This is a genomic window from Bacillus sp. EAC (assembly GCF_002156875.1).
Taxonomy (GTDB): Bacteria; Bacillota; Bacilli; order Bacillales; family Bacillaceae_G; genus Gottfriedia.
Window position 1 is genome coordinate 1 of the sequence record NZ_NCSY01000021.1, and the last position, 11,380, is coordinate 11,380.

Consider the following 11,380-nt stretch of genomic DNA (forward strand, 5'->3'; position numbering starts at 1 on the left):
CGGTCTACAAGGTCCAACAGGATCAGCGGGAGCACCAGGAACACCAGGAGAACAAGGTCCAACAGGATCAGCAGGCCCAGCGGGAATACCAGGTCCAACAGGTCCGGCAGGTCCACAAGGAACACCAGGTCCTCAAGGTCCAACAGGTCCAGGGGGAGCACCTGGAGATCAAGGAGCAACTGGAGTAACCGGAGCAACTGGGGTAACCGGAGCAACTGGGGTAACCGGAGCAACAGGAGTAACCGGATCAGCTGGGGTAACCGGAGCAACTGGGGTAACCGGAGCAACAGGAGTAACTGGAGCAACAGGAGTCACCGGAGCCATATCTTCTTCATACGCTTATATTTACAATATGGGAGCTCAAGCTGTCGGCCAGAATATAGATGTCACGTTCAGTAATAATGGTCCTTTAGTTGGAGGAGTCTCTCATATTATAGGAACTTCTTCAGTTATTATTTTAAATGCAGGAAATTACCATATTCAATGGAGTGTGACTATTAATCAAAATATACAAACAGCATACGCAATTGTGCTAAATGGCGCAGCGCTTCCGCAAACAACTTTTGGATTTGGTGTCAATAATTCAACGAATAGTTTCTTTCAGACAGCTGGACATTCAATTATTGCTATTCCAGCAGGAGCAATTATTACTCTTAGAAACGTAGGTTTTGCAGATAACTTAGTACCTAGCTTAGATGGCCAACAAATTGTAAATGCCTCATTGGAGATCATAAAATTGACTCCGTAGTTTGAAATCATTTAGAGCGAACAAAAATACACCTTATAGATATAAATTCCCTAATTAATTAGTAGATTAATTAGCACAATCAAAATTGCAAATTCTGAATTTAATAATATATGGTTTGTTGTACAAGCAATATATTATATATGAAAGGAAATGGTATTATGTGTGGTTCTAACGGATCTTGTTGTCCTTCTGCTCAATTGTTCCAAGAACAAATTTGTGGCAATTTTAATAATCTGGGTGTTGGAGTAGTAGATGAGGTGGTATTTAATGCCCCTCTTGGCGATTATTTCGAAGGGACTTTTCAAATTTTCAACTCTGCATCCAGCTCAGGAATTGTAACGGGTACAGTTAATACTTCAGTTGGTCCTTCTGTCGGTGTAGGACCTGTTCCTCCAGGAAATACCTTTGCTAGTGCAGTGAGAAATCCGACTTCTTTCAGCATTTCTATACCAGCTGGTGCAAGTGGTACGTACTGTATTACGCTGTATAAGCGAGTTTTAGCATAGAAAGAGTTCAGTATTAAGCGTAAAAAATATTTTTTTGGAAACAAATTTCTGGGTTTGTAATAATTTATAGGGTAGTCCATATGTAGAAAAGAGGAATTCGTTGTGAGCGAAGAAAATCATAGGAAATGTGATTGTGAAAAAGAAGTAAAAAAGTGCCCTCCTCCACCCCGAAAACCGACACTGAAGCCACCTAGTCCTCCACCATTTCCGAAACCAAAACCGCCTAGTCCACCCACACCTATAAAAGATTGCTTCCCTAAACAATGTCATGAAATGGAAATCATCTGTACGAAAATTTGTGGAAACATTCTCTTAGATCAGGATTTTTCAGAATCTGAAATTTGGAAAAAAAAACTGAACGTAAAAGGAATCGTCAGCGTTTCTGTTTTCAACAGCACCTCTAGTACAGATTCTCTTAAAGTATTAGTAAATAGGATGGGACAAAACCCCGTTGTGTTTACCGTTCCGAGAGGAAATACACTGGCAGTAACAGTAGAAGATATAACTTCTGTAACAGTGGTTCGCGAAGGGGAAGGAACAGCTGAGGGAACATTTTGTTTGGAGATTTATTTTCCTATCCACGACAAAAAATTCTATTAAATTAATAATTATAAAAAAGGATCTTCCAACGGAAGATCCTTTTTTACAGCCGATAAGCGTATTTATCTAAACTAGAACTGCATACGACAATCATAGTGTTGACAGGATCCCTTAATCAACACTCATGAAAATTAGATTCAACATAAAATCGAAAAAGACAATAGAAATATAGACTTAGAAAAACACTTTTAAAAAAAGGCTGAGCAATTTGAGTAATTGTATTCAGTTTCGTAAATCAGATTATGATACGTTCCTTTCGTAGTAGGTAAAAGCGAGGCTAACCCGACAACCAAAAAAGAATGTGGACCGATTGAAAAATCGATAAACCCATGTATTGTAAGGGTAAATCTATTCCCAAGCAAGTATACAAGCACAATTAGGACAAGCCACATATACTTGTACTATAATCTTTGTTTTTACAAAGAAGGGAGGTTATGTTTTTGTGTTTTTTCAATAATTATTGTTGTCCGGGTTCTCCAGGTCCTACAGGACCACCAGGACCGCCAGGAGGAATGGTAGACTTTGCGGATTTTTTTGCGTTGATGCCTCCTGATAATGCTGCAACTGTCGCAGTAGGTGGAGATGTCGATTTCCCGCAAAATGGGTCTAATAGCGGAGGTGCCATTGCCCGAAATGGCGTCAGTCCCGATTCGTTCACCTTGGCTGCAATTGGCACTTATCAGGTTTTGTTTCAGGTGAGTGTGACCGAAGCAGGTCAATTGGTTTTAACGCTCAATGGTGTACAACAATCCTCTACAGTCGTTGGACGAGCAACTGGTACTTCTCAGATCATGGGAATGTCTCTTGTGACAACGACAGTCCCCAATACCATTCTCACTATACGAAACCCAGCTGCCAATTCCACTGCATTAACCATCACTCCTATGGCTGGAGGGGCAGAACCTGTTTCGGCTCATCTTGTGATTACACGACTCCGATAAAGGTGGAAATAGGATTGAATAAAGAGGCTTAGGATAAGCCTCTTCTGATTTTAACTTTTTTTGAAATCGTTCGTTTTCAAAAATAAATATAGTTCTTAGTTCTTTAGCTGATTTTTCTAATCTATAAGAACAACTTTGTCCTATATTAATAAAATAATGTGAACAAACTTTATATAGGAGAGGTGTAAAATTTGTCACAACCACGAAAAATTCCTAGTCTAAAAACATCAAAGCCGATATGTCTAAAATGTAATTGTGATCCATGTAAATGTAAATGTCATCGATGTAATTGTGATCCATGCAAGTGTAAATGTCATCGATGTGATTGTGATCCGTGTAAATGTAAGTGTCATCGATGTAATTGTGATCCATGTAAATGTAAATGTCATCGATGTAATTGTGATCCATGTATGTGTAAATGTCATCGATGTAATTGTGATCCATGTAAATGTAAATGTCATCGATGTGATTGTGATCCGTGTAAATGTAAGTGTAATAAATGTGGTTGTATTCCATGTGAATGTCATTGCTGTTGTCCATGTCCAACTGGAGCTACGGGAGCTACTGGCCCACAAGGTAAAAGAGGAAAAGAAGGGGCACAAGGGGCACAAGGTGAAAGAGGTAAAAGAGGTAAAAGAGGAAAAGAAGGAGAACAAGGTGAAAGAGGAAGAAGAGGTCCTGAAGGTATGGCAGGAGCACAAGGTGCTATAGGACCACAAGGAATAGCAGGTCCAACCGGTCCAACTGGTGCAGGAGCAACAGGAGTAACAGGCCCAACCGGTCCAACCGGTCCATCAGGAGGTCCTCCAGGTCCAGCGGGAGCAACCGGTCCAACTGGTCCAACAGGTTCAGGAGCAACCGGAGCAACGGGAGCAACCGGAGCAACAGGAGCAACCGGAGGAACGGGAGCAACCGGAGGAACGGGAGCAACCGGAGCAACGGGAGCAACCGGAGCAACAGGAACAACCGGAGCAACAGGAGCAACGGGAGCAACCGGAACAACCGGAGCAACCGGTCCAGCAGGGTCAACAGGGGCTGGAGGATTAATTCCATTTTCAACGGGTATCATTCTCAGTGGTCCTACAGTAGTATCAGCTGCTCCAATTTTAATGGGTTTTGGTAATCACACGGTTGAAGTGATTGATGGCTCGGGACAATCAACTTCGCCGCCTGAAGCAGGTGGTTTTGCTTTCCCAATTCCATTTGCGGGAACTGTTCAAAATTTACAAATAAGTGCAGATTTATTGGTTGCTTCTGTGGTTTCAATAAATACTCTAGGTCTTCAATATGATTTTGAAGTATTCCGCGCACCGTCAGTTCCAAATAATGGGATTGATCATCCTTCTTCATCTTATTTGACAACTCCGCTGACTAGCTTTGTTAGATTTGGATTTCCAAATAATATTATTACTGCCGGAACTTTCCGTACAGCAACCAATATAAATATAGGATCATTAGTAGTCGCAGCGGGTGATCGTATTGGTATTCGTGTAAGAACGCTTGCATCGACTGATCCGTCAGCAGCTGATATCACACAACTTTCATTTAGCGCCAGTCTATCTTATACTCCTCTTTAATTTGGCAAAAACATTGTAATCCGCAATTTATTATATGGTTAAGTGAACATTCAGGAATTGCGCTGCCACATCTGAAAATATTTCCAATTAAAGAGTTAACCTGGCATTTATTTTTATTTAATGTCACCCATTTTAAAACAAAAAAGAAGGATAGGAAAGCAGAACTAATATTTGCCTTCTCTATCCTTTTTTGTACTACAAGTGACCGCATTTACTACAACATCATTTTAATACGATATTCAACTATCGCATGCATTAGTTCAACAAGGCAAAAACCGATAATATGAATTACTGCTTCTGTTATGACAGAGTATCATAGCTACTTTTCTAGTGAATGAAAAAAAAAAGACCTTTAATATCGAATAACCCCCTTTTCCTCGATAAATAAGCCTTTTTTTGCTCGTACTTCATGTCGATTATCAAAAGTAGTATATTTTATATTACTTTTAAAGACACGTATGTATCCTAGTTTTGCATATAATATTAAACATCCCTCTTTGAACATACCCGGAGAGGTGAAGAGGGATGTTTCCTGTAATACGAGATCCGCCAAGTATTACAGGATTCTATAGATTATGTGAAAAAAGTAAAAAAATACACTTATCTCGAAAAGATAATTTTTCTAAAACTTGGGGGAATTAATATCTACTTAATTTAGTTTTTTTCTTAAAAATGTACTTTTGTACTTTCAATACGAATAATTATTTCAACTATTCTCGTAATAGTTCTTTTACTATGTAATTTATTTGCCTATTAAACCCGTGTAATGGAGTTGTTGTTGTATTTTATCTATTGCTATGTACGAACGGACTACAACAGAAATATTGGTGCCTCTATAGTATGTTGATATAGGTTATTTGGTTTGGGCATAAACTTGGGGGAATTTAACCAAATCGTTTTTAAAAATTGTACTTTTGTTCTTTCAATATGGTTAAATTGTATCTCAAACATTCTACTAATGAACTTTTTTAAAGGTTGATTCTGAAGGAGAGAAAAAGGATATTTAACTTTTCTTATCCAACTAACACATGCGTTAGTTTAACAACAAATAGAGGGTGATCATTCGATCATCCTCTATTTAAATATATGGCAATATAGTTGAAGAAGGAATTATTCCCACTGTAAAGAAATAATGTATGAGAACTTGAAGTTTTGAAGTATATTAATTTGATTATTATAATACGAGATGGAATTGAAGATTGTGTCGAAGTAACTGGTTATATAAGCTGGGGCTGCATCGATTTAGTAAGTGCATCAACAGGAGAATATTCGAAATGATATTGAATATTTATGTGTATTAACATGATGATAGAAGTGGAACGTTGGAACGTAAAAAGGAAAAGTCATTCTACTGGTATAAAGATGTAATTTCAAGTAATGGAGAAAATTTATAATAGAAAAAACGTCAGAAGTCAAGTTCCGACGTTTTTAGTTTGTTCTAATCACTTCTATATTTGTTTAGGATCAAACGTTATTAAGCAATTGTTTACGCTGATTCAGCGATACCTTCATCGATTACATCTTTACGAGAAATTGAAAGATATCCAACAAGAGCGACAATTATAATTGTTAATATAAGAGTGACAGGACCACCGCCAAATCCAAGACCACCGTGCTTTTGCGAAACAGCAGACCAATCAGAAAAAGATGCTCCGACTGGACGAGTCATAATGTAAGCAAACCAAAAACTAAAAATCTCATTTAATTTAAATAATTTATTACCGATAATTGGAATAGCAAGTAATCCAGTAAATAAAAGTCCTGAAGTAAAGTAACCTAAGTGCATTGTAGAAGCAGTCATATCACCAGCTGCTGTACCGAATGCGAAAGTTCCCATAACAACTGACCAGTATAGAATTTCACGGCGTGTAGTGTAAATACTATGAATAGATAAAGTTTTTTCCGTTTTATACCAAATTATAAATGTGGTAAGTAATGCAAATGCAAAAAATAATGTTGAGGCAATATATGGTATACCAAATCCGACATGTACAACATCGGCAGCTACTGTACCGAAAATACTAACCATTACGACCACTAACCAATAAATACTTGGTATATATTTACGCACCTTTAATTGTAAAATGAATGAACCAATTAGTACTAATACAGCTACTGATAGTCCAATTATTGGATTTAAATGAGTTACTATATAGTCAGAAAATACCTCTCCCATTCCTGTTGTAAGTAACTTGGTAATCCAAAAGAAAATTGTTACTTCTGGAACTTTTTTTAACATTTTCATTCCTATATCCCTATTTAATATTTTATGTTTTTCTTCATTTTCAATTGATTTCATACGACTTCCTCCTTCTTGATACAGGAACACTGTAAACAAGAATTATGAAAAAACGATGAAAATGTAAAAAACCTCATCAAAATTTTATCTTTTTTTTTGGTTCTGTTAAAAAAGAATGTTGATTTCCACGAATGGAACCTCGCTTTTTAGTGGTTTGCATGGTGAGCCTCTTTCGCTCATTCGAGCCTGTGGGATTTCACCTTTCTCGCTTCTCCCACAGGGAGTTGAGCACCTTGCTTTTCAATCAACTTGTTTATTAATCAATTGTTTACTTTACGAAAGCATGTTTAAACAACACAATCTTCTAGATAAAAGCTTTTAAATATCAACAATAAACATTAGCAGAGCTTATAAAAAAATTGGATCAAAATATTCATACTGTAACGATCAAACTTGGAAGATCGACCTTATTGATCTTGTCAAAGCTAATTATCAATACTTTGGTTTAAGTTATTTGGAGAACTTAGATAATTTTTCATTTCGAAATGTTGATGAGTTTTATCTAAACTTGAAGCTATTTTTAGAGCTAAATAGTATGTATTTAGATGAAAAAGAATATCAATTTAATCTATATTTTTAATTGTACTAACAGGCAGTTTAGTTCAATTTCTGAATGTTACTTCACTTCACAAGGAAATTTAGATGTTTTAGTGTGTTTTATTAGCGTTCAAAAAGGAACTTCATTAGAAGTTCCTTTTTTCATAGAGAATATTAAACTCAGTTACGATCGATTATTCATTCTCATCATGAGGATACTTGTGTTCACTGTTAAACAACTTCTTTAGATTTCCGCGATAAAATACATCTTTGAACTCCTGTGGTCTAAATGGAATGAGTGGTGCTAAGTATGGAACACCGACAGATCGCAACCGAGCCATATAAAATATCAACAAAATAAATCCGATTCCCATTCCTGACAAACCAATAAAATTTCCTAGTACTAAAAATGGATAACGCAATGTAGTCGCTGCACCGCCCATACCACCAGTTATAAACAGTAAACTGGTCAGATAGGACAATCCTACAATGATTAAACTAAGAGGATGGACTAGATTGGCATCAACTGCTGTTGAACTAATGACCATGGTTCCAACTAAAGTTGCCACAATAATTAAATCAGTTTGAATCCGAAAAGAATTAAAAATAAATATTTACTAGAATTCTTTTTGTGGAGGTGTTTGGTATGTATATTTGGGGGATTATCCTAATTATTCTATTATTTTTCCTTTTCTACTCGTTCAGAAAATATATCGAACAAAAAAAAGAGTTATTAATAGATGAAAAGTTAATTACGATGGATATTACCGAATATAAAGAGTTACCAGATTTTTTACCTGTTGAAAAATTACCATTATTGTTCGAAAAAGTTTTAAATGAATTTAAATTAAACAATATTAGTGATACATTATTTCTTGAAATACTATATGAACTAGCGCTTATACAATCAAACACATATCAAATACTAAGAGATGACATTATGGATGATATTGATACAATTATATGCAAATTATGGAACACTAAATCGTTTAATCAAGTAGAAACTATTACTTGTTTGATTGTAATACTAGGATTAGAGAATTGCTTTGAAAAGGCTAAGAAGTCGCTAATCATGGATACAAATATGGATAAGAAAATAAGAAGAGAAATTGAAGAAACAATCGCAGAAGTTGGTGAAAATGTTAAAAATCCATTTTATGATTTAGATTCTAAGTTTAAACAGAAACAAGATTAAAATGTTGTTTCTTATTGAACTAACTGGCGCGTTAGTTCAATAAGATCACTAGTCGTTAACGCGGCTTTTTTTATTGAAGTAACTGGCAGTATTGTTCAAGGGTTTTAGTTTTCAATAGGATAATATTATGTTTATGTCGAATAGTTTGGAATAGGTAAAATTTGGAATTTATTTTAAACGGAGGATTATATTCATGATTTTAGGAGACTATATTTTTGCGATAGCAATATACTTGATACCCTTAATTTTCATTTCACTAATTGTTTTATATTTCCGAAATGCTAAAAAGGATAGAGAACAACTTAAGAGAATAGAAGAAGAACTAAAAAAGTTAAACAGTAAGTAATCATTCCTTCTGTAAACTAACGAGAACATTAGTTGAACAAGATTCAAGGTCTCTATTGAAGGTTTTTTAATGGAGTAACTGGCAGGATAGTTCAATAAGGAAGAGGAATTTTGAAGATGATTAAAATTGAAAAGGAGGTGGGGTGTATGACAATGTTGGGATATGTAGTTTGGGGATTTGTTATTATAATGATTGCATTTGGATTTTTTATGCAAAAGAAGTTTGGAACTGGTACTCCAAATAAAAGTGATAATCAAACAATGAATGAAGAAATTGGGAGAAATACAACTAATAACAATAATACAAATAATCCTTCTGGACCATTTTAAATATAAAAAGTTCGATTTCACCACAATTACGACTCATGTTCTTGTGTAACTAACTGGCGCGTTAGTTGCAAAACGATGGGCTACTTCGGTAGTCCAATTTTTATTGTGCTAAATGGCACGATCCTGAATAAGAAAGGAATTGTATTGGTGTTTCTTGAATAAAGAAAATTAGATTAATTACAACTAAGGAGGGTTTATGAAAAAACGATACTTTCTAACATTAATTCTATCATTTTGTATATTTATTTCCGCATGTTCAAAAATGAATGCCAGCAATGAAACGGAACAACCTAAAACATTGGACGTTAAACAAACGAGGGTACTTAACGATTGGGATATTAAAGTAATTCCAAGGTTAGACCATGAAAAATGGGTTTATGATACGTCGATTACATATTTGGGAGAAAAAAACGTACTTCATTTAACTGTTACAGATTACGCAAAAACTGAAGTAGAATATGAAAATGTAAAACCTCATACACCACTTAAAACTTTTGGAAGTTATGATTATGAAGGTAGTGTATACTCAAACAAAAAGAATCAGTTATCGTTTACATTAACATGGAGTGAAGGTAACAATGAAGTTAACAAGAATTACTCTAAAATCGCTACATTTAAAATAATACCCAAAAATTAAAGTCAACTTAATCTTCCATTAAATTAATAAGTGGTATTCTACTAACCGGCGCGTTATTTGCATTGCAGATTCGCATTTGCGACGCGTTTTTATTAATTTCAAGGAATTTCCTATTTTCAATCGAATATATAAAAAGTGAATATTTACTATTATGTTGCGATTGGTGGTACCGTCATGAATTTTTTTAGAATTTATGGGATATGGTTGTTTAAAAGGTCTAAGAAGGATTTAATTAATTTTTTGCTTTCCGTATTTTTCATCCCAATACTATTAATAATTGAAACAAAGTTAATAAATAATAGGCTGTTTTTTACGATAATAATGCTTATTATAGCTTTAAATCTCTTTAGAATATTCGAGGATATTCTAAAAATAATGTTTAAGGAAATTAATAAAGAAATTTCTCAATTTTATTTTTTTATTTTAGCAATGATTACTGTCATATCAGTGTATATTATTTATTTCTTATTGAACTAACTGGCGCGATAGTTGTATATGAAGGACTGCTAAGCAGTCCTTTTATTATGCTTAAATGTGGTTTAGAGGAATAATGAAAAAGTTTACAGAATATACCAATGACATCAGTTGAATAAAATTTAAAAAAGTAAATTGACATTAGATAAAAAGGGGGATTATTGTGGGGAATCAAATGAAGTTCTTTTTATTAGGTATATTATTTGTTTTAATGAGCACACCTTTAGGGTACATAACAGTAAACATGTTCTACTATAATAACAAACAAAGTAGCGATTATATTCATTTGTTAAACGGCTTTATTCATTCATATATGCTAATTGGTGCGTTAATATTTAGTATCGGATTGCTTCATACGTTAAGAAATAAGTAATTAATGTTTAAATATCTTATAGAACTAACTGGCGCGTTAGTTCTTTAACAGCTTGGAGCCAATCATATGATCATGGCTCATAATAGGGGGGATTTGATGATTGAACTTGAAAGAAAAAGGAATCTAAAAATAAGGTTAATTATCATCTTCATTATTTTTAGTTTAATGATAGCTGGGAATTACACAAAAATTGAAAGTTCGTACATCAAATTTAGAGTTCATCATACAAAAAAAGAATCAACCTTTACTAAAGTTGTCAAAACAGACGAAATAAACGAACTGGTTAATAAACAATATAAACTAATTGAACGATATAACAAAGATGAAAGAGGATGGTGGAAAACACAGTGGTTGGTTAGAGAACTTTTTGATGGAATAACCGAGATAGAACACTTTAATTTTTTAATGGATAGTCATCCTGAATACGATTTAGCTAAGATAAAGTACAAAGTTACTACTTACGAAATGGATGGAAAAACGATTAAATTTATCTCAAAAGTATACAAACCATTTCAAATCCATTCGAAAGATGGCTGGAAAGTTAAATAATTGCTAAGTAAATTAAAATTCCTTGTAGAACTAACTGGCGCGTTAGTTCTTTAACAGCTTGGAGCCAATCATATGATCATGGCTCATAATAGGGGGGATTTGATGATTGAACTTGAAAGAAAAAGGAATCTAAAAATAAGGTTAATTATCATCTTCATTATTTTTAGTTTAATGATAGCTGGGAATTACACAAAAATTGAAAGTTCGTACATCAAATTTAGAGTTCATCATACAAAAAAAGAATCAACCTTTACTAAAGTTGTCAAAAC

12 protein-coding genes and 3 pseudogenes are annotated in these 11,380 nt (G+C 34.4%); 11 read left to right on the top strand and 4 right to left on the bottom strand.

The genetic code is table 11. From position 1 onward, the window contains the following. The 3 genes and pseudogenes from B7R65_RS20575 to B7R65_RS20585 all read left to right on the top strand — a co-directional run. Window positions 1–748: pseudogene (locus tag B7R65_RS20575) on the top strand (collagen-like protein); the annotation flags it as partial. Between the two features lie 140 nt (window positions 749–888). Further along, window positions 889–1,254 (top strand): S-Ena type endospore appendage, encoded by a 366-nt coding sequence (locus B7R65_RS20580; RefSeq protein ID WP_256941428.1) that lies wholly within the window; start codon window positions 889–891, stop codon window positions 1,252–1,254. 102 nt (window positions 1,255–1,356) lie between these two features. Then, entirely contained in the window at window positions 1,357–1,854 is a 498-nt protein-coding gene (locus tag B7R65_RS20585) for an S-Ena type endospore appendage (protein ID WP_088044685.1), read from the top strand. 457 nt (window positions 1,855–2,311) lie between these two features. Here B7R65_RS20585 and B7R65_RS21600 read toward each other — a convergent pair whose 3' ends face one another. Further along, on the bottom strand, window positions 2,312–2,479 hold the full coding sequence (locus B7R65_RS21600) for a hypothetical protein (protein ID WP_218780464.1): 168 nt from the start codon (window positions 2,477–2,479) through the stop codon (window positions 2,312–2,314). 94 nt (window positions 2,480–2,573) lie between these two features. Here B7R65_RS21600 and B7R65_RS21870 point away from each other — a divergent pair, with 94 nt between their 5' ends. Beyond that, window positions 2,574–2,795: a hypothetical protein gene (locus tag B7R65_RS21870; RefSeq protein WP_256941429.1), complete on the top strand. Its 222-nt coding sequence runs from the start codon at window positions 2,574–2,576 to the stop codon at window positions 2,793–2,795. Window positions 2,796–3,037: 242 nt separating this feature from the next. Here B7R65_RS21870 and B7R65_RS21150 read toward each other — a convergent pair whose 3' ends face one another. Beyond that, window positions 3,038–3,322 (bottom strand): hypothetical protein, encoded by a 285-nt coding sequence (locus B7R65_RS21150; protein WP_142288292.1) that lies wholly within the window; start codon window positions 3,320–3,322, stop codon window positions 3,038–3,040. Here B7R65_RS21150 and B7R65_RS22070 point away from each other — a divergent pair. Then, window positions 3,305–3,859, top strand: a pseudogene (locus B7R65_RS22070) (hypothetical protein); the annotation flags it as partial. The gene B7R65_RS21150 and the pseudogene B7R65_RS22070 sit on opposite strands and share 18 nt — an antisense overlap. Before the next feature lie 1,698 nt (window positions 3,860–5,557). Next, window positions 5,558–5,766, top strand: a pseudogene (locus B7R65_RS20600) (family 1 glycosylhydrolase); the annotation flags it as partial. A 92-nt stretch (window positions 5,767–5,858) separates the two neighbouring features. On the opposite strand, the gene B7R65_RS20605 reads toward B7R65_RS20600, so the two are convergent. Together B7R65_RS20605 and B7R65_RS20610 are read right to left on the bottom strand one after the other, a co-directional pair. Further along, a complete protein-coding gene (locus B7R65_RS20605; protein ID WP_256941430.1) occupies window positions 5,859–6,671 on the bottom strand; it encodes a COG4705 family protein in 813 nt (270 codons plus the stop codon). A 731-nt stretch (window positions 6,672–7,402) separates the two neighbouring features. Then, window positions 7,403–7,777, bottom strand: coding sequence for a spore germination protein (locus tag B7R65_RS20610; protein WP_179194947.1), 375 nt, complete (start codon window positions 7,775–7,777; stop codon window positions 7,403–7,405). Window positions 7,778–7,854: 77 nt separating this feature from the next. Between B7R65_RS20610 and B7R65_RS20615 the strand changes: the two genes are divergently transcribed. The 5 genes from B7R65_RS20615 (at window position 7,855) to B7R65_RS20640 (ending at window position 11,111) form a co-directional block, all read left to right on the top strand. Beyond that, window positions 7,855–8,403 (top strand): hypothetical protein, encoded by a 549-nt coding sequence (locus B7R65_RS20615; RefSeq protein WP_088044688.1) that lies wholly within the window; start codon window positions 7,855–7,857, stop codon window positions 8,401–8,403. Window positions 8,404–8,895: 492 nt separating this feature from the next. Further along, the gene (locus tag B7R65_RS20620) at window positions 8,896–9,078 is read left to right on the top strand and encodes a hypothetical protein (RefSeq protein WP_088044689.1); all 183 of its coding nucleotides are present in this window, start codon (window positions 8,896–8,898) and stop codon (window positions 9,076–9,078) included. A gap of 196 nt (window positions 9,079–9,274) precedes the next feature. Next, window positions 9,275–9,715 (top strand): hypothetical protein, encoded by a 441-nt coding sequence (locus B7R65_RS20625; protein WP_088044690.1) that lies wholly within the window; start codon window positions 9,275–9,277, stop codon window positions 9,713–9,715. A gap of 637 nt (window positions 9,716–10,352) precedes the next feature. Continuing rightward, window positions 10,353–10,562 carry a glycosyl transferase gene (locus B7R65_RS20635; protein ID WP_088044692.1) on the top strand — a complete coding sequence of 70 codons (210 nt, stop codon included), beginning with the start codon at window positions 10,353–10,355 and terminating at the stop codon, window positions 10,560–10,562. Window positions 10,563–10,658: 96 nt separating this feature from the next. Beyond that, entirely contained in the window at window positions 10,659–11,111 is a 453-nt protein-coding gene (locus tag B7R65_RS20640) for a hypothetical protein (RefSeq protein ID WP_088044693.1), read from the top strand. Window positions 11,112–11,380 lie beyond the last annotated feature (269 nt).

Excerpts from the sequence above, each read along its gene's own strand:
- B7R65_RS20615 (WP_088044688.1), top strand. The coding sequence starts at position 7,855 with ATGTATATTTGGGGGATTATCCTAATTATTCTATTATTTTTCCTTTTC.
- B7R65_RS20625 (WP_088044690.1), top strand. The coding sequence starts at position 9,275 with ATGAAAAAACGATACTTTCTAACATTAATTCTATCATTTTGTATATTT.
- B7R65_RS21600 (WP_218780464.1), bottom strand. The coding sequence starts at position 2,479 with ATGGCACCTCCGCTATTAGACCCATTTTGCGGGAAATCGACATCTCCA.
- B7R65_RS20605 (WP_256941430.1), bottom strand. The coding sequence starts at position 6,671 with ATGAAATCAATTGAAAATGAAGAAAAACATAAAATATTAAATAGGGAT.
- B7R65_RS20620 (WP_088044689.1), top strand. The coding sequence starts at position 8,896 with ATGACAATGTTGGGATATGTAGTTTGGGGATTTGTTATTATAATGATT.
- B7R65_RS21150 (WP_142288292.1), bottom strand. The coding sequence starts at position 3,322 with ATGACATTCACATGGAATACAACCACATTTATTACACTTACATTTACA.
- B7R65_RS20580 (WP_256941428.1), top strand. The coding sequence starts at position 889 with ATGAAAGGAAATGGTATTATGTGTGGTTCTAACGGATCTTGTTGTCCT.
- B7R65_RS20640 (WP_088044693.1), top strand. The coding sequence starts at position 10,659 with ATGATTGAACTTGAAAGAAAAAGGAATCTAAAAATAAGGTTAATTATC.